At 60.3% G+C, this 17047-nt stretch carries 17 protein-coding genes and 1 pseudogene; 13 read left to right on the forward strand and 5 right to left on the reverse strand.

Annotated features, from left to right (window positions below; all coding sequences use genetic code 11):
- Nucleotides 1–79: 79 nt before the first annotated feature.
- Genes BSG20_RS16480 through BSG20_RS16535 form a run of 12 tightly spaced genes read left to right on the forward strand, consistent with a single transcriptional unit; the run spans nucleotide 80 to nucleotide 10398 of the window.
- A complete protein-coding gene (locus BSG20_RS16480) occupies nucleotides 80–1048 on the forward strand; it encodes a carbohydrate ABC transporter permease (RefSeq protein WP_177309849.1) in 969 nt (322 codons plus the stop codon).
- Nucleotides 1045–1998 carry a carbohydrate ABC transporter permease gene (locus tag BSG20_RS16485; protein WP_072378659.1) on the forward strand — a complete coding sequence of 318 codons (954 nt, stop codon included), beginning with the start codon at nucleotides 1045–1047 and terminating at the stop codon, nucleotides 1996–1998. Before BSG20_RS16480 ends, BSG20_RS16485 begins: the two co-directional genes overlap by 4 nt.
- On the forward strand, nucleotides 1995–2207 hold the full coding sequence (locus tag BSG20_RS16490; RefSeq protein WP_072378661.1) for a hypothetical protein: 213 nt from the start codon (nucleotides 1995–1997) through the stop codon (nucleotides 2205–2207). The genes BSG20_RS16485 and BSG20_RS16490 overlap by 4 nt, the downstream gene beginning before the upstream one ends.
- A gap of 3 nt (nucleotides 2208–2210) precedes the next feature.
- Nucleotides 2211–3308, forward strand: coding sequence for an ABC transporter ATP-binding protein (locus BSG20_RS16495; protein WP_072378663.1), 1098 nt, complete (start codon nucleotides 2211–2213; stop codon nucleotides 3306–3308).
- A complete protein-coding gene (locus tag BSG20_RS16500; protein ID WP_072378665.1) occupies nucleotides 3301–4308 on the forward strand; it encodes an ABC transporter ATP-binding protein in 1008 nt (335 codons plus the stop codon). Before BSG20_RS16495 ends, BSG20_RS16500 begins: the two co-directional genes overlap by 8 nt.
- Before the next feature lie 48 nt (nucleotides 4309–4356).
- Nucleotides 4357–5994: a dihydroxyacetone kinase subunit DhaK gene (locus BSG20_RS16505; RefSeq protein WP_072378667.1), complete on the forward strand. Its 1638-nt coding sequence runs from the start codon at nucleotides 4357–4359 to the stop codon at nucleotides 5992–5994.
- Between the two features lie 25 nt (nucleotides 5995–6019).
- A complete protein-coding gene (dhaL, locus tag BSG20_RS16510; RefSeq protein ID WP_072378669.1) occupies nucleotides 6020–6634 on the forward strand; it encodes a dihydroxyacetone kinase subunit DhaL in 615 nt (204 codons plus the stop codon).
- On the forward strand, nucleotides 6631–7029 hold the full coding sequence (dhaM, locus tag BSG20_RS16515; protein WP_037120446.1) for a dihydroxyacetone kinase phosphoryl donor subunit DhaM: 399 nt from the start codon (nucleotides 6631–6633) through the stop codon (nucleotides 7027–7029). Before dhaL ends, dhaM begins: the two co-directional genes overlap by 4 nt.
- Nucleotides 7029–7373, forward strand: a complete 345-nt coding sequence (locus BSG20_RS16520) for an HPr family phosphocarrier protein (RefSeq protein ID WP_072378671.1) — start codon at nucleotides 7029–7031, stop codon at nucleotides 7371–7373. Before dhaM ends, BSG20_RS16520 begins: the two co-directional genes overlap by 1 nt.
- On the forward strand, nucleotides 7357–8937 hold the full coding sequence (locus BSG20_RS16525) for a putative PEP-binding protein (RefSeq protein ID WP_072378673.1): 1581 nt from the start codon (nucleotides 7357–7359) through the stop codon (nucleotides 8935–8937). The genes BSG20_RS16520 and BSG20_RS16525 overlap by 17 nt, the downstream gene beginning before the upstream one ends.
- A 1-nt stretch (nucleotide 8938) precedes the next feature.
- Entirely contained in the window at nucleotides 8939–9349 is a 411-nt protein-coding gene (locus tag BSG20_RS16530) for a hypothetical protein (RefSeq protein ID WP_072378675.1), read from the forward strand.
- Between the two features lie 56 nt (nucleotides 9350–9405).
- The gene (locus BSG20_RS16535; protein WP_072378677.1) at nucleotides 9406–10398 is read left to right on the forward strand and encodes a dihydroxyacetone kinase subunit DhaK; all 993 of its coding nucleotides are present in this window, start codon (nucleotides 9406–9408) and stop codon (nucleotides 10396–10398) included.
- 111 nt (nucleotides 10399–10509) lie between these two features.
- Here BSG20_RS16535 and BSG20_RS16540 read toward each other — a convergent pair whose 3' ends face one another.
- The 4 genes from BSG20_RS16540 to BSG20_RS16555 all read right to left on the reverse strand — a co-directional run bounded on the left by BSG20_RS16540 (nucleotide 10510) and on the right by BSG20_RS16555 (nucleotide 15240).
- The gene (locus BSG20_RS16540) at nucleotides 10510–11493 is read right to left on the reverse strand and encodes an ABC transporter permease (RefSeq protein WP_072378679.1); all 984 of its coding nucleotides are present in this window, start codon (nucleotides 11491–11493) and stop codon (nucleotides 10510–10512) included.
- Entirely contained in the window at nucleotides 11490–12485 is a 996-nt protein-coding gene (locus tag BSG20_RS16545) for an ABC transporter permease (RefSeq protein WP_083539968.1), read from the reverse strand. The genes BSG20_RS16540 and BSG20_RS16545 overlap by 4 nt, the downstream gene beginning before the upstream one ends.
- On the reverse strand, nucleotides 12482–14020 hold the full coding sequence (locus BSG20_RS16550) for a sugar ABC transporter ATP-binding protein (RefSeq protein WP_072378681.1): 1539 nt from the start codon (nucleotides 14018–14020) through the stop codon (nucleotides 12482–12484). The genes BSG20_RS16545 and BSG20_RS16550 overlap by 4 nt, the downstream gene beginning before the upstream one ends.
- 80 nt (nucleotides 14021–14100) lie before the next feature.
- Nucleotides 14101–15240: a sugar ABC transporter substrate-binding protein gene (locus tag BSG20_RS16555; RefSeq protein WP_072378683.1), complete on the reverse strand. Its 1140-nt coding sequence runs from the start codon at nucleotides 15238–15240 to the stop codon at nucleotides 14101–14103.
- Between the two features lie 209 nt (nucleotides 15241–15449).
- Between BSG20_RS16555 and BSG20_RS16560 the strand changes: the two genes are divergently transcribed.
- Entirely contained in the window at nucleotides 15450–16478 is a 1029-nt protein-coding gene (locus BSG20_RS16560) for a LacI family DNA-binding transcriptional regulator (protein ID WP_072378685.1), read from the forward strand.
- A 373-nt stretch (nucleotides 16479–16851) separates the two neighbouring features.
- Here the strand turns inward: BSG20_RS16560 and BSG20_RS16565 are convergent.
- A pseudogene (locus BSG20_RS16565) lies at nucleotides 16852–17047 on the reverse strand (transposase); the annotation flags it as partial.

The raw sequence follows: 17047 nt of genomic DNA on the forward strand, positions 1-17047 counted from the left end.
TCTTGCCAGAATGGCGGCCCGGATCGCCAAGACTGCCGGGCCGCCTGATGTCTCACATACGCAAAGACCAGGTGACATCTTGAACATTTCCTCTTCATCCATGGTCGAGAAGGCAGCAGACGCGACCGCAACGGCGACGCCAGCATCGGTCGCTCACCGCGTCCGCGGCCTGTCCGATCGAGCGATCGCCTGGGCGTTCATCGCCCCCACCATCATCCTTCTTCTCGCCATCAACATCTTCCCACTCATCTGGGCTATCTATCTCTCGTTCACGAACTATCGCGCCAACCGTCCAAACGCGCCGGTCCTGAACGTCGGATTGAGCAATTACGAGCGCGTCCTGACCGACCCCGACATCTGGCAGGCGATGCAGACAACGGCGCACTTCGTGTTCTGGACGATCCTGCTGCAGACGGTGATTGGCTTTACGCTCGCCTATCTCATCGACCGCAAGTTTCGCGGCCACGCGTTCTGGACGACGCTGATCCTGATCCCGATGATGCTGTCGCCGGCCGTTGTCGGCAACTTCTGGCGCTTCCTCTACGAGCCACAGATCGGCCTCTTCGCCTACGCCGTCTCTCTCGTCACCGGCATACCGACAGCCGAGATCCAGATGCTCGGCAGTGTCTCGTTGGCACCCTGGGCCATCATCATCGTCGATACCTGGATGTGGACCCCCTACGTGATGCTGATATGCCTTGCAGGTCTGCGTTCTATTCCGGACTACATTTACGAGGCCGCCGAGGTCGATCGCGCCTCCGCATGGCGACAGTTCTGGTCGATCACCGTCCCAATGGCCCTCCCCTTCATCATGCTCGCTGTGCTTTTCCGCGGCATCGAGAACTTCAAGATGTTCGACATGGTCACGCTCTTGACCGGCGGTGGCCCGGGCTCGACCACCGAAGTCGCCTCTATCACGCTGAAGCGCGCGGCCTTCGAGAGCTGGGCAACAGGTCGGGCCTCTGCCTTCGCCATTGTCCTCTTCGTGGCCGTGTTCGGCCTCGCCAACATCTACGTCAAGGCACTCAACAGGGTGAAGCAACGATGAGCTCCGTCACCTCAGCCCATTCGGTCGTAGAGCCGAGACCGACCAGCAAACGCATCGCCGGCGCTATCGTGATCCTCTACGCCCTGATCACCCTGATCCCGCTTGTCTGGATTTTCCTGACCAGCATCAAGTCACCGCCGGATTCCATCAGCTATCCTCCCAAGATCGTTTTTACGCCGACGCTGGAAGGCTATTGCAACCTTCTGACGACCAGGACGCGCCAGACGCCGGAATACATTGCCTCCCTGCCCGCGCCGACCGGCACCTGCGACGAGGTGACACGCAAGCGAAACATGGTGATCGCCGGCCCCTCGAACTTCCTGCCGCGTTTCGCCAACTCGCTGGTGATCGCCTTCGGCTCGACGTTCCTGGCGGTCTTTCTGGGGACGCTCGCCGCCTACGGCTTCTCCCGCTTCAGGGTGCCGCTTGCCGACGACCTGCTGTTCTTCATCCTGTCGACGCGCATGATGCCGCCCATTGCCGTCGCCATCCCGATCTATCTCATGTACCGCGAGCTTGGCCTTTCCGATACGGCGCTGGGCATGATCCTGCTCTACACTGCGGTCAACGTCTCGCTCGCAGTCTGGCTGCTCAAAGGCTTCATCGACGAGATCCCGCGCGAATACGAGGAAGCCGCAATGATCGACGGCTATACCCGGCTGCAGGCGTTCTGGAAGGTTGTCCTGCCGCAGGCAACCACGGGCATCGCCGCCACCGCGATCTTCTGCCTGATTTTCGCCTGGAACGAGTACGCCTTCGCGGCCCTGCTGACATCGGGCGAAGCTCAGACGGCGCCACCCTTCATTCCGACCATCATCGGCGAGGGCGGTCAGGACTGGCCGGCAGTCGCGGCGGGAACGACGATCTTCCTCATCCCGATCCTCGTCTTCACCATCCTCCTGCGCAAGCAGCTCTTGCGTGGCATTACCTTCGGAGCGGTCCGCAAATGACGCATCTGATCGAAACACCGCGCCCTTCGCGCCCTAAGCGCCCCTTCTTCCTGCGCCGCGGTCCGATGGAAAACATCGCAACCACACTGATCGGGATCGGCTTTCTCATGCTTTTCCAGCCGTTCCTGCTGGTTCTTTATACCTATTCGCTGGTAACGCTGCTCGCAGGCACGGCCATGTTCATCATCGTCTCGAAGTTCCCGGAGTGAGCCATGGCGGACATCAGAATCGAAAATCTCCGCAAGCAATTCGGCAGCTTCGTCGCGGTTCAGGATTCGACCTTCCGCATTCATGACGGCGAGTTCCTGGCACTGCTTGGACCGTCTGGCTGCGGCAAGACGACGACGCTTCGTATGATTGCCGGACTTGAACTGCCGACCAGCGGCAAGATCCATCTTGACGGCGAAGACGTCACCTTCAATCGCGCCAGTGCCCGGGACATAGCCTTCGTGTTCCAGCTTTTTGCGCTCTATCCGCATATGAACGTGCGCAAGAACATCGGCTTTCCCCTGCTCTCGCAGGGCATGCCGAAGGCGGAAATCCGCCAGCGCGTCGAGGAAACTGCACGGCTGCTGCAGATCGATCATATCCTTGAGCGATCCGTTTCAGGACTTGCCGGCGGCGACCGCCAGCGCGTGGCTCTCGGCCGCGCAATCGTGCGCCGTCCGAAGTGCTTCCTGATGGACGAACCCCTCGGCACGCTCGACGCTGAATTCCGAGAAGTCATGGTCCACGAACTGCGCGAACTGCACAACCGCATCCATGCGACGACGGTTTACGTGACGCATGATCAGCACGAGGCCATGGCGATGGCCGACAAGATCGCGGTCATGAACCATGGTGTCATCGAGCAATTCGGCACGCCGCAGGAAATCTACAGCAAGCCCGCCACCATGTATGTCGCGGATTTCATCGGCTCGCCGCCGATGAATTTCATGCGCTTCACGGCAGGCCTTCAGACGGGAGCACGGTCGATATCGCTTCATGGCGTCGATGTCAAAATTCCTGAGGTGCACCAGGACTTGGCCGAAGCCGAACTGGCGCTTGGTGTCAGGCCCGAACATATTCGCTTCAGCGATACCTCTCCTTTGCGCGGAGCGGTCTACGGCAGCGAATATCTCGGGACCAATCAGGTTGTGGCGATCGAGACGTCGAGCGGCGTCATCAAGGCTCGCGTTCCGGCAAATCGCAACTTTCGTATCGGCGAGACCGTTGGTCTTGAGTTCAACCCGGCCAAGCTCGCGCTGTTCGATTGCAAATCGGGCCGCGCCATTGCCTCGGCACTCTATTCGGAGGCACGGCATGGCTGACGTTGCTCTCAAAGGCCTCAACAAGCGTTTTGGCGATACACAGGCTCTGGCTGACTTGGACCTCTCGATCCGTGACGGTGAGTTCGTCGTCCTGCTTGGGCCGACGGGCGCCGGCAAGACAACGACGCTGCGCCTGATTGCCGGGCTGGAGCGCCCCGACAGCGGCCGCATCGAGATAGGCGGTCGCAACGTCGCAGGCGAAGCTCCGGCCGACAGGGACGTCGCATTCGTCTTCCAGCAATATTCGCTTTATCCGCATATGACGGTCTACGACAACCTCGCCTTCCCGCTACGAGCGCCCGTGCGCAAGCTCAGCAGCGAAGAAATCGACCGGCGCGTGCGGGAAATTGCGCGCATGGTCAGGATCGACCATAAGCTGGAGAACCGTTCGACACGACTGTCGGGCGGCGAAATGCAGCGCGTTGCGATTGGGCGGGCGCTGGTGCGCCGCCCCGCCATCTATCTGATGGACGAGCCACTCTCGTCGCTCGATGCAAAGCTACGTGCGGAACTTCGCTTGGAACTCAAGCGGATCCAGAAGGAGCTCGGCTCGACGCTGCTCTATGTAACCCACGACCAGGTCGAGGCCATGACGATGGCGGATCGGATCGGCATTGTTGCGGGAGGAAGGCTGTTGCAGGTCGGAACGCCCCGCGAAATCTACGGCAATCCTGCCAGTCTTCATGTCGCTGCCCGTCTTGGCCAGCCGCACATCAACCTGTTGCCCACCGATCTTCTTCCTGGCGCCAATCCGCCCCCCGGGACCAGAACGATCGGCGCGCGAACAGAGCATCTCGATATCATCGTCGACCAGAACGCCAATGCCAAAATCGACTGGATCGAACACCTGGGAGACCAGAACCACCTGCACATCCGCGTGCGTGACCACAAGCTCGTCACGCTTGCCGATCCATATCTCGCAATCAGGCCGGGTGATCGAATCAATCTGACGCTGCGCGATCCGCTCTATTTCGACGCCAGCGGCCGGCGCCTCGGATAAGCAACAGAACGAACAAACACACTGGCATCAAAAGACGGGTCTCACTCCATGAAGCATTTCTTCAATCGCCGGGAAACCATCGTTACCGAAGCCCTGGACGGCCTGCTCCTGACAAGTAGCGCCGGTCGTCTTGCCCGTCTGGATACCTTCCCCGAGATCAAGGTGATCCTGCGCGCGGACTGGGATAAATCGAAGGTTGCAATCATCTCTGGCGGCGGAGCCGGTCATGAGCCCTCGCATGCAGGCTTCGTCGGCAAGGGCATGCTGACCGCGGCCGTATCCGGCGAGATCTTTGCCTCGCCCAGTGTCGATGCCGTGCTGACAGCCATCCGTGCCGTAACAGGCCCCAAGGGCGTTCTGCTGGTCGTTAAGAACTATACAGGTGACCGTCTGAACTTCGGCCTTGCCGCCGAGAAGGCGCGTGCCGAGGGATTCGACGTCGAGATGGTGATTGTCGCCGACGACATCGCAATTCCTGGGATCAACCAGCCGCGCGGCGTTGCCGGTACGCTGTTCGTGCACAAGATCGCCGGCTACCATGCCGAATCCGGCGCCGACCTTAAGACGGTCGCAGCCCAGGCGGCGGCCGCAGCACACGATATCGTTTCGCTCGGCATGTCGCTTTCGACCTGCAGCGTACCCGGTCAGGCGCATGAGGATCGGCTTGGCGCCGACGAGGGAGAGCTCGGTCTCGGCATTCACGGCGAGCCAGGCGTCGAACGCATTGCGCTACAGCCGGTTGCCGATCTGGTGGCCACCATGACGAACCGGTTGGCCGCCAAGGTTGACGAGGCAGGAGACTATGCGCTGCTGATCAACAACCTTGGCGCGGTGCCGCCGCTCGAGATGGGCGTTATCGCCAACGCGGTATTGTCCTCACCTCTCGCCGGCCGTGTTCGGCTGGTCATCGGGCCGGGACCGATGATGACCGCACTCAACATGAACGGGTTCTCACTTTCACTGATCCGGCTGGATGCTGCCCGCCAAGCCGCACTGAAAGCTGCCGTCGAGCCACATGCCTGGATACCGGCCACTGAACTGCACGAGATCGCCATTATTGCTGCACCGCAAGTGTCCGCGCGGGATGCAGCGACGCCGGCCAGCGATGACAGTCGCAATCGTCGCTTATTGACCGCGCTTTGCGCCCATCTGATTTCTCTCGAGGGCGAGCTCAATCGCCTGGATAGCCGCGTCGGAGACGGCGATACGGGTTCCACCGTGGCGACAGGAGCGCGCAGCATTCTTTCCCGCATCGACGCGCTGCCGCTGAAGGATCCTGCCGCCACCATGGCCTCAGTCGGCGAGATCCTGAGCACGAGCATGGGCGGCTCGAGCGGCGTGCTGCTCTCGATCTTCTTTACGGCCGCATCCAAAGCTATGGCGGAAAGGGCAGATATCGCTGCTGCCCTGCTTGCCGGGCTCGATCGGATGACGTTCTATGGAGGGGCCGATGTCGGCGACCGCACGATGGTCGATGCGCTGGCGCCCGCGCTTGCTTCTTTGGCATCCGGCGATGTCGCGGCCGCGGCAAAGGCTGCGGCAGCCGGTGCCGAGTCGACAAAGGCAATGCGAAAGGCAAAGGCCGGCCGCGCCTCTTATGTCGGTGAGAAGGATCTGGAGGGAGTGCCGGATCCGGGAGCGGTGGCTGTGGCAAACGTATTCGAAGTTGCAGCAACGCTGACATAGATGGCGCTGCTGCTGGGAGGTACACGTGCAGGCAGAACCAGTTCTTCTTGCGGGATTGATTGAAGTTTGCCGTGCGACGATTGCGGCAAACAGCGATCGTCTCTGCGCACTGGATCGCGCAATCGGTGACGGCGATCATGGAACCAACATGCAGCGCGGCTGTGAAGCGGTTAGCGCCGAAGAAGCGACGGTCTCAAGCCTCCCCCTGCCTGACGCGCTGGAAAGGATCGGCCTGACACTGGTGATGAGCATAGGCGGTGCGGCCGGCCCACTCTACGGAACGCTCCTAATGGAGATGGGACGCGAGCTTCGCAAATCGGATCAGGGACAGGATTTTTCCTCGGCGTTAAAGCAGGCCATTGATGCTGTTGCCCGTCGCGGACGTTCGCACGCCGGAGATAAGACCCTGCTCGACGTGCTCTACCCTGTGCAAGATGCTCTTGCGCACCGGTCGCCATTGACCGATATCGTACATCGGGCGGAGCTTTCCGCCGGCTTTACCGCCGCCATGAAGGCCATGCGCGGCCGAGCAGCTTACCTTGGAGAGCGTTCGATCGGCCACGTTGATCCGGGCGCCTCGAGCTGCGCTCTCCTGACAATTGCTATCTGCCGCTATCTTGAGGAGCACCGCCCGGCATGAGTGTAAAGACCCCAAACGTCGGGATTGTGATCGTCTCCCACTCACCGCTGGTCGCGCGAGGCACGGCCGACATGGTGCGGCAGATGGTGGGCGACAGCGTGCCGCTTGCCTGGTCGGGTGGCAATAGTCGCGGAGAGCTCGGCACGGATGCCGGCGGTATCCTGACGGCCATAGAGGAGGCCTGGTCAGAGGCAGGTGTCGCCGTTTTCGTCGACCTTGGCGGGGCCGAAACCAACAGCGAGATGGCCATCGAAATGCTCGGTTTGCCGCGCGCAAAGCTCATCTCGATCTGCAATGCTCCGGTGGTGGAAGGCGCCGTCATCGCCGCTGCCGAGGCCTCCGGCGGGGCATCGCTTGCAAAGGTTGTAGCGACAGCAGAGGAACTGTCACCCTGATGAGCGGTGGGTTGCGCATAGGAAACCGGGAGGCCGAACAAGTGCATGCGAGTTGCCAGACGGAGGTCGAAGTGAAGCACGGGGTAGGCTTGCACGCCCGCCCCTCGGTGACGTTCACGAGGCTGGCAAAGTCGTTTCCCTGCTCGATCGAAGTCGCGGTCAATGGCAGCGACGTCTGGTTGAATGGCAAGAGCATCATCAAGATCATGGGTGCCAGGATCCGCAAGGGATCCATGCTGAAAATCCGTGCCGACGGAATCCTCGCAGAAGAGGCAGTCCGGGCATTGAAGGGCCTCATCGAGCGCAACTTCGACGAAGAAAAGAAACATGGCCGCACCGCTTAGATTGAAAGCGACGAGCGCCTCTCGGGGCGTCGCATCCGGGCCGGCCTATATCGCGGAGCCGCCGGCCGCCGCTGCCCTGTCACAATCGACCGTTTCGGGGCACGCGGAGCTGGCCGCGGCCATCGAGACCGCTATCGACGAGCTTCAGAGCCTTGCCACGGGCTCGGACGCAGAAGGCGGCGACATCATCGATTTTCAGCTCGAAGTGCTTCGCGATCCGACGATCGTTGAAATGGCGGGTGCGCGTATCGATGCGGGCGAGAATGTCGTATTCGCGTGGGTCGGGACACTCGACGGATACATCCGTGAACTGGAGAGTGCTGAAGAAGAACAGCTGCGAGCCCGCGCTGTCGATATTCTGGACATCAAAAATCGCGTCCTGGCGGCGCTGACGGGAACGCCTGTAAAGGACTTTCCGGCCGGATCTATCTATGTCGGTAAGGACATGGAGCCCAGCCGCTTTCTCGCACATGATTGGTCTGCAGGCGGCGCCATTGCGCTCTACGCCGGCAGTGCCGCAGGTCATGTCGCCCTTCTTGCCAGATCACGGTCGGTCCCGATGGTTATCGGCGCGGGACGCTTCGTCACCGCTGGCGGCCAACATATACGCGTTGATGGAGATGCAGGCGTGATCGTTCTTCAGATGGGCACGGAGGGCGCAGCGCCAATCCGACCCGAGCTTCCAGCATCAAGCACAGTGCCGGCGGCAGACAACGGGATACTGCAGACGGCGGATGGCGCGCAAATTCTGTTGTCTATCAATCTCAACGCCCTCGACGAAATCGACGGGATCGCCCCAACGACGGCGGCCGGTATCGGACTGATGCGTTCCGAATTCGCAGTCGCGTCACTCGCTGATGCCGCAAACGAGGAGAAGCAACTCGCCATCTACCGCCGCGTCCTTGACTGGGCCGATGGCAGAGGGGTGACGATCCGCATGCTGGATGTTGGCGGCGACAAGCCGCTCCCCGGCCTCGCAGCTTCGCCCGCATTGCGCGGCATCCGCCTTCTTCTTGCCCGCCCAGAGATCACGCGCGTTCAAGTGCGTGCGTTGTTGCGTGCAGCCATCTTCGGTAATCTGCGCGTCATGCTGCCGATGGTGACCTTTCCATCGGAAGTCGATGATATGCGGCAGATCTTTCGAGAAGAGGCCGCCGAGCTTGCGCGCCGGGGCGTGCCGCACCGCCTGCCTTCGATTGGCATGATGGTGGAAGTGCCGGCCGCCGCGCTCATGCTCGAGCAATTCGAAGGCGCGGACTTCTTTTCATTCGGCACCAACGACCTCGCGCAGTATCTCGCCGCCTCGACCCGCGAAGATGCCGATTTCGCCGCACACCGCGAGAAGGCCGCGCAGGCTGTACTGCGCCTGCTCGCTTATGCGGTAAAACTTGCCGGTAGCAAACCGCTCAGCATCTGCGGCGACATGGCCGGCGATCCGCGCCTGACAGCCGAACTGCTGGCCGCCGGCATCCGGCATTTTTCCATGGCGCCCGCTCAACTTCCCGCGATAAGATCGGCAATCGTCGGTTTGAACGCCGGTGGGACAAAGGCAGCCGGAGAATAATATGGCGCGCGAAGACACCGAAGACGCCATTATCGCCTACAAGTCAATTCTGGCGCAGATCATCGACAACCGACCTTCCGGAACCCGTCAGCGGCTGGCCACGGAACTGGGCAAGCACCGCAGCTTCGTTACCCAGATAACAAGCCCGACCTACGCGACGCCTCTTCCTGCGCGGCATCTCGCGACGATCTTCCGGGTCTGTCATGTCAGCGCCGCCGAACAGGAGCGTTTTCTGGAAGCCTACCAGAATGCACATCCCGGCAAACTGCCGGAGCTTGGCGCCTCGGAAAAACTGCGGCATCTTTCACTCATGGTTCCTGATTTCGGCGACGAGCGACGCAACCGGCTGCTGGAGGAAGCAATCTCCGATCTGGTGCAGAAGATTGCCGCAATTTCCGGACCGCCTGAGTGAACGGCGTTGCGCTTAGTGCGACAAGACAGAGACGATGACGCCTTGGGAGGGGCTTGATGAAGAAGTTCATCAACACAGCAGACACCATGGTCGCCGAAAGCGTCGAAGGCTTTGTGCGCGCCCATGAGGAGTTCGTTGTGTTCGGCATCGACCGCAAATTTATCCGCCGTCGCCACATGGTCCCGGGCAAGGTGGCGATCATATCCGGCGGCGGCGCGGGTCATGAGCCAATGCACATCGGCTTCGTCGGCCGCGGCATGCTCGATGCGGCTTGCGTCGGGCATATTTTCACGTCTCCCACGCCGAGCCAGATCATGAGCGCCATCGAGGAAGCGGACACCGGGGCTGGATGCCTGCTGGTGGTGAAAAATTATGACGGCGACGTCATGAATTTCGAAATGGCGGCAGAGATGGCATCCAGCCGCCACAAAATTGAAACGGTGATCGTCAACGACGACATCGAAACGGCAAGGACAGGCGACGGGCGCGGCCGCCGTGGCGTCGCCGGTACAGTGATCATAGAGAGGCTTCTCGGCGCCGCGGCCGAACGAGGCATGACCCTCGCCGAACTGAAACGCCTCGGCGACGGCCTCGCTCCACGCATCCGATCGATGGGCGTTGCCCTGACCGGCGTGACGGTCCCGCACACGCAACGCACAACATTCGCGCTCGGACCGAACGAAATGGAAGTGGGCATCGGCATTCATGGGGAGCCGGGCCATTCGAGAGAGCCCTTCTCCAACGCCGACACCATCGTCCGACATCTGAGCGAAACGATCTTCAACGACATCGCCCGAGCCGCCGACAAAGCGTTGCTTTTCGTCAACGGGCTTGGCGGCACGCCACCGGCCGAACTCTATCTCGCCTACAACACAGCTCACCGCTTCATGGTCGACCACGGCCTGCGGATCGAGCGCTCGCTTGTCGGCACTTATGCCACGTCGCTCGACATGCAGGGCCTTTCTGTCACGCTCGCGTTCCTCAGCGACGAGGAGTTTTCCCTATGGGATTCGCCGGTTGCAACCGCCGCGTTGCGCTGGGGGTGCTAGGTTCTACTGAGGAGGTTTGATTGGGCCGTGCCATTTACGATTGAAGGCCATTTCCCGACAGCCAAATCGTCCACGTGCTGCTGAAAGACATTATCGAAGCCGAGCGCCCCTTCAGTTCAGCTTCTGCCGGCCGTAGAGCAGTAGCATGCCTATGATCACCACTCCGTAGATCAGCTGTCGGCCAGCCTCTTCAATCTGCATTACTGAGAGGATTGACTGCAGCAGCGTGATCAGGATGACGCCCGCGACTGTTCCAAGGTAGGAGCCTTTGCCGCCGAGGACATGGGTTCCGCCGAGGACCACGGCTGCAATCGACGGCAGCAGATAGGCGTCACCCATCGACTGCGATGCCTTGGACGCATAACCGGCAAGCAACACGCCGCCAAGTGCGCTGAGCGACCCCGAAATCACGAAGGCGAGCAAGGCAATGCGCCGGGTGTCGATGCCCGACATATAGGCGGCTCGTTCCCGGTTTCCGATCGCGTACAGTGAACGGCCGAACGTGGTTCGGGTAAGCAGGAAGACGGCAAGGATGCCGACAACGAGCCAAACTAGAACGCCGTTCGGGACAGACGGGATCATATAGCCGGTCGCGAGGAAGCGCATCGCCGGGGAGGCCGAATCCTGCGGTGAGAAGCCGCCGGTGTAGACGACCATTAACCCTTGCACGACGGCATTAGTTGCAAGCGTGATAATCATCGAGGGAATGCGCAGGTACGCGACGGCAAGTCCGTTGACGAAGCCGATCGCTGCGCCGCAGGCAATTCCGAAGGGAATGGCAAGGAACGAGCCGCTGGTTCCATAAGCTGTCGCGGCGCATGCCATCATCGCGCCGGCGGTCACCGTCCATGGAACCGAAAGATCGATCTGTCCAAGCAAGATGACCATCATCATACCCGTCGCGATCACGCCGAGAAACGAGGCGACCTTCAATTGCTGCAACAGGTAATCGGCCGACAGGAAGTTGGAGGAATAGATCGATCCGCCAAGCACCAGAAGGAGGATGCAGCCGAAGGCGATCGCCACGGCGGGATCTCTCCCGCGCAGCCGGATGGGAACGATTGATTGCCGCATGCTGGACGCATCCTCGCTCATTGGAACCATTCCAGTCGGTTGCGTACCCGCGCCAGCCCGATCGAGCCGACACCGATCGCCAGCATTAGCACGATGCCCTGGAACAGCGGCTGCCAAAGAGGATCGAAATCGAAGACGAAGAGGAGATCGCCGATGGTGCGAAAGGCAAGTGCTCCGAACACCGCTCCGACAGCGCTGCCCTTCCCGCCCGCCAGCGAGACGCCCCCGAGAACGACCGCAGCAATCGAGTAAAGCGTGTAGGCGTTGCCGCTAGCGAAGGCCGCTTCGCCAGTGTAGGAATAGAACGTCAGGTAGAGCCCGCCCATGGCCGACAAGAGCCCGGCAACTGCATAGGCGGCCAGTTTCGCCCGCTTCAGCGGCATGCCGGACATATAGGCCGCATTCTCCGCGGAACCAGCCGCATAGGCCGCACGGCCGTAGACTGATCTGCTGAAGGGGATCCAGACCAGGAGGATCGTGGCTGCCAGCACCGCCAGGCTGGTGGGAAACATCCCGAAGAGCGTCGAGGTAAACACGTCTGCAAGAGCTTCGTTGACAGAGCCGCCCGGCGTTGGCCGCAGCAGCAACGCCAGCCCGAAGAAAATTGCACTTGTGGCGATGGTCGTAACGATCGGCTGCAGTCTGCCGAAGATGATGATGAGGCCGTTCAATGTGCCGCATGCAAGCCCTGCGACAAGCACGGCTACGATCCCGAAACCGGTCTGCAGCGGTGTGCCGACCACCAGCCACGATGCAAGGCAGTTGCACAGCACCAAAACCATGCCTGCCGAAAGGTCGATTCCGGCGGTGATGACGACGAGACATTGCGCCATTGCGACAAAGGCGAGCAAAATCGCCTTGTTGGACGCTGTCTGCACGACATTCGGCGTGAAGCCCGCCGGATGGTTGGAGACATAGATCACGAACATCGCGACGAAGAGGGCGGCGGCAAGCAGCGTCCCCTTGTTGCTCTGATACCAGAAGCGCCATCCGCCGGAAGTGCCTATTGTCACTGCATTACCCTCCGTTCCACAGGCCGGGCGGCGATGTTCAATGCACTCCCGATCAACTCACGTTCGTTGATGTCGGCGCCTTCAAGCGTGCGAACAACGGTACCGTCGTACATGACGAGAACGCGATCGCAGCAGCCGATCAGCTCGTCGTAGTCCGTGGAATAGAAAATGATCGCGGCGCCGCCGTCGGCGAGCTTTCTCAGCAGTTGATAGATCTCCTGCTTGGTGCCGACGTCGATGCCGCGCGTCGGGTCGTTCAGCAGGACGATCCTTGGTCGATTCATCAGCCATTTCGCAATCACGACCTTCTGCTGGTTTCCGCCGGACAGGCTGCTGACCGGCATGTCGATGGTTGCCGCCTTAATGGCGAGGATCTTGAGGAGTTCGTCAATGCGGGCCGCCTCTGCCCCTCGGTCGATGATGCCGTTGCGCGAAACGCTGCCGAGTGCGGCGATCGACAGGTTCTCGCGGACCGACATCGGCAGCATCAACCCCTCGGTCTTTCGATCCTCCGGAATAAGCGCAATGGAGTTCGCGGCGGATTTCGCCTCTTTGGGGCTCCTCAAGCGCACGCTGCGGCCGTCGATCTGCACATCGCCCTTGACGTCGCGAAGCACGCCAAAGAGGGCGAGCAAGAGCTCCCGCTGGCCCTGCCCGTCCAAGCCGCCGACACCGACGATTTCGCCGGGACGGGCATCGAACGTGATACCAGCCAGACGGCCGCCCCAGGAAAGGTCATGACAGGACAGCACCGGAGCCTTATTGGCTTCAATGCTCGGCTTTGCCGGAAACACGCTTTTGTATTCCCGCCCGATCATCAATTCAACAACCTGGTGGTCAGTCTTTGTACCGGCTGGGTAGGATTCTATGCTGCGGCCGTTGCGGAATACCGTGCAATCGTCGGCAAGTTCTGCGATCTCATGCATGCGATGTGAGATGTAGACCAGCGCCAATCCTTCGGAGCGCAGCCTCTTCAGGACACTGAAGACCTTCTCGACGTCAGACCTTGTCAGGGCAGATGTCGCCTCGTCCAGGATCATCAGCCGGGGCTTGCGGGCGAGCGCCTTTGCAATCTCGACCATCTGTCGACGGGAGAGCGGGAGGTCCTTGACCAGCGATGATGGATGAATGTCGGAGGCGCCGGCGCGATTGAGCGCTTCTTCGGCGATCCGCCTCTGGGCGCGCCTGTCGATCATGCCGAAGCGGCGCGGTGGATTGCTGATGACGATATTGTCGGCAACGGAGAGGTCGGGAATCAGCGACAGTTCCTGGAAGACCGATACTATCCCCACTGCATTTGCCGCCGCTGGCGATGAGAAGGCCACGTCCTTGCCGCCGAGGAGCATTCGCCCTTCATCGGGTGCGGTGACCCCGGCCATGATTTTGATCAGGGTCGATTTGCCGGCGCCGTTTTCGCCGAGTACGGCATGAATTGCGCCGGATCGAATGGCAATATCGGCTTCCTTGAGTGCGATGACGCCGCCATAGCGCTTCGATATACCTTCCATCCGCAACAGCGGTTCTGACAAAAGCACGCGCCCAACCTCCCATCGGGTGCATTCAGCGTCTGACTGAGGGCGCCCACGTCCGCAGTCAATCCTACGAGCCTTGGCTACTATTGGTTTTCCTTGGTTTGCCCCATGATTTCCTGGGCCGTGAAATTGATGCCGCAGGTGGGGAAGGAGTTGCCGACGAAGAAATTGTCGGACTGATCAGGGTAGTAGTCCTGGTCTTTCTTGAAGTCGGGGTGCGACACCAATGCCGTCGGTAGCTTGACGGCCTGCGGAATCACCTGCCCCTCGAGCGCGGCGATCGCCGTCTTGATGGCGACGGCGACCTGGGCCGGACCGGTTCCTGCGGACGAGCACAGCAGACCGTCTCCAGCGTGCGCGGCGCAGAGCTTGCGGAAGCCATTTTCCGTCTCGCCGCCGAAAGGCACGAAGGGATGCTTTGCGTCCATCATGGCCTGAACGACGCCCGTGTCGCCGCCCTGTGCGGTGATGCCGTCAAACGGGCCGTTTGTCGCGATGGCATCTGCCGTCACCTTCTGGGCAACGCTATCGTCCCATTTGCCGACGACTTCCGTCACGTCGAACTTCTTGCCCGAGGCAGCCAGCGTTTCCTTGATGCCATTGTGACGGTCGGTATCGACAGATGTACCGGCAACGCCTCTCACTTCGAGAATTTTGCCACCATTCGGCAGATGCTTGACGAGCCACTCGGCCCAGGTAACGCCGAGGCCCTTCTGGTCGACGTTGACGTTGATCGCATCTTTCGTGTCGAGCGTGTTATCGAACGCGACGAGCACGACACCGGCTTCCTTGGCGCGTTTGATCACAGGACCGAAGGCTGTTGGGTTCTGGGCATTGACGACAATCGCATCATAGCCGGCGTCGATGAAGTTGTTGATCGCCGAAATCTGCGCCGGCACGTCCTCGCCCGTGGAGACGACCTTAAATTCTTTCAGCTTCGCCTTTACTTCCGGTTGCGCCGCATAGGCCTTCGCCGTCTTTACCATCTGGATGCGCCAGGTATTGGCGATATAGCCATTGGCCAGCGCGATGCGATACGGGCCTTCCTTCTTCGGATATTGTAGAAACTGCGTATCGGAGGCCCACGGCGTCATGCAGCCTGGATCTGCTGCTGGCCCGGCTACGACTTTCGGTTCGGCATATGCAGCACTGCAAAGCAGCGCAAGCATGGATGCGGAAACTGCCACAATGCGCGCAGATTTCGATGTCACGTCTCTAAGCATGGATGTTCTCCTCCTCGGGCAGACCAAGCCGCCCCTCCAATTTTCTAATTGGCATGCTTGGTCCGAAAGGGCTCCATCCCATCCTTTGCGGAACAGGACAAAAAATTAACACAGATGATAGCGCTGTCAATTTTATTTAACAGCGCTGCCAATTGTGGAATATCTATTGATTATCTGTTTTGCTTGGTCTTGTGTTTGGATAATCTTGGATGCGCCGAATAACTCTGGACGACGTTGCCAGCCTTGCTGGCGTTAGCCCGATTACAGTTTCGCGGGTGCTGCGCAAGCCGGGATCCGTCTCGGAAGCATTGCGGCTGCGCGTCAACAGCGCCATTGAAAACCTGGGCTATGTGCCGAATGTTGCGGCAAGCAGGTTGGCTTCCTCCCGCACCCATACAATTGGCGTGATTGTGCCAACGCTTTATAACGTCATCTTTGCCGAATATCTGTTTGCCCTGCATGATGTTCTGATTGCCGCAGGCTTCCAGGTCATTGTCGTGAACAGCCGATATTCGGAAGTCGAGGAGGAGAATGCAATCAAGGCATTGCTTGGCCAGCGAGTGGAAGCCATCATCATTGCCGGCATCCACCACACCCCACTGTCACGTCAGCTTCTGATGAAGGCGCATCTTCCGGTTGTCCAGACGTTCGAATTGTCCGACGATCCCATCAACCTCAACATTGGCATGTCACAGGAGCGCGCCGGCCATGCTGCGACCCGCCATCTCATTGACCGCGGGTTTCAACGGATTACCTTCCTGACCGGCAATCTCGACCACCGTGCGCAGTCGCGGTTTGACGGCTATCACGCGGCGATGCAGGAGGTCGGATTGAGAAGCCTGGAAATGATTTCCCATAGACCTCGCCACAGTTCGGTGGCGCTCGGATCCGAGCTCTTTGGTGAGATGCACGACCGGGGGGATCTTCCCGAGGCGATCTTCTGTACTGACGACAACTTGGCGCTCGGCGCTATGCAGGAGTGCAGAAAGCGTCGCATCCGCGTACCCGATGACATTGCGATCATGGGCTTTCACGACCTCGAATTCTCGGCATGTGCGGCTCCTTCCCTCTCTTCAGTCGCCACACGTCGCTATGAAACCGGCAAGCTAGCGGCCGAAAAGGTTCTCTTGGCGCTCGATGCATCCACAAGGCAGAGCATCGAGCAAATCAACATGGGATTTGCCCTTGTCCAACGCGAAAGTACGTCCGGCGACGCCGGTCACCGCTCGCCGCAGTAGCGGGGGAAGAGTCCTCCGATGCGAGGTGGCGCCTTACAATGAATTTGGGCTGCCAATGGTGGGCATAGGCGGCAATGGCGGAGGTACGAATGCTCGCACCGTTTCGCTGGCAATGGAAATTTCGACAAAGCGGCCGAGCCGATGATTGGGTTCGGAATCAGACATGGCGCGAGTCTGGCTTTCGGTCGCTATTTAGGTCAAGCGGGCCTTTAAATAAGGAAGGACCTAAAGTAAGTGCTCTTAGCACTACTTTGGCAGAATTGATTTTGGGGTCATTTGGAACCTGATACGGCAGTGTGGACATCGTTGTGGTGGATGGTGGTTTGAGAGCGCGGCTATGACGGCGCGCCGGATAGCTGGCAGCGTTGGTTTAGGCGGGCCGGGCCTGTTCCTTTTTTTCCCGCTTTGCCTTGGATAGGCGCTGATGCTGCAGGAAGGCATAAGCGATCATCGTCATCAGTGCGTGTCGATGGAGGCCTTGCCATGATCGGCCTTCGAAGTGATCGAGGCCGAGTTCTTCCTTCATCTGCTGATGAGCCTGCTCGCAGACCCAACGCGCTTTAATGGCC

This window comes from Rhizobium tibeticum, assembly GCF_900110205.1.
Lineage (GTDB): Bacteria > Pseudomonadota > Alphaproteobacteria > Rhizobiales > Rhizobiaceae > Rhizobium > Rhizobium tibeticum.

What these genes read in the sequence shown, in the direction of transcription:
- BSG20_RS16500 (WP_072378665.1), top strand. Translation starts at nt 3,301, where the DNA reads ATGGCTGACGTTGCTCTCAAAGGCCTCAACAAGCGTTTTGGCGATACA.
- BSG20_RS16485 (WP_072378659.1), top strand. Translation starts at nt 1,045, where the DNA reads ATGAGCTCCGTCACCTCAGCCCATTCGGTCGTAGAGCCGAGACCGACC.
- BSG20_RS16540 (WP_072378679.1), bottom strand. Translation starts at nt 11,493, where the DNA reads ATGAGCGAGGATGCGTCCAGCATGCGGCAATCAATCGTTCCCATCCGG.
- BSG20_RS16560 (WP_072378685.1), top strand. Translation starts at nt 15,450, where the DNA reads ATGCGCCGAATAACTCTGGACGACGTTGCCAGCCTTGCTGGCGTTAGC.
- BSG20_RS16555 (WP_072378683.1), bottom strand. Translation starts at nt 15,240, where the DNA reads ATGCTTAGAGACGTGACATCGAAATCTGCGCGCATTGTGGCAGTTTCC.
- BSG20_RS16520 (WP_072378671.1), top strand. Translation starts at nt 7,029, where the DNA reads ATGAGCGGTGGGTTGCGCATAGGAAACCGGGAGGCCGAACAAGTGCAT.
- BSG20_RS16495 (WP_072378663.1), top strand. Translation starts at nt 2,211, where the DNA reads ATGGCGGACATCAGAATCGAAAATCTCCGCAAGCAATTCGGCAGCTTC.
- BSG20_RS16490 (WP_072378661.1), top strand. Translation starts at nt 1,995, where the DNA reads ATGACGCATCTGATCGAAACACCGCGCCCTTCGCGCCCTAAGCGCCCC.
- BSG20_RS16535 (WP_072378677.1), top strand. Translation starts at nt 9,406, where the DNA reads ATGAAGAAGTTCATCAACACAGCAGACACCATGGTCGCCGAAAGCGTC.
- dhaM (WP_037120446.1), top strand. Translation starts at nt 6,631, where the DNA reads ATGAGTGTAAAGACCCCAAACGTCGGGATTGTGATCGTCTCCCACTCA.
- BSG20_RS16505 (WP_072378667.1), top strand. Translation starts at nt 4,357, where the DNA reads ATGAAGCATTTCTTCAATCGCCGGGAAACCATCGTTACCGAAGCCCTG.
- BSG20_RS16530 (WP_072378675.1), top strand. Translation starts at nt 8,939, where the DNA reads ATGGCGCGCGAAGACACCGAAGACGCCATTATCGCCTACAAGTCAATT.
- BSG20_RS16525 (WP_072378673.1), top strand. Translation starts at nt 7,357, where the DNA reads ATGGCCGCACCGCTTAGATTGAAAGCGACGAGCGCCTCTCGGGGCGTC.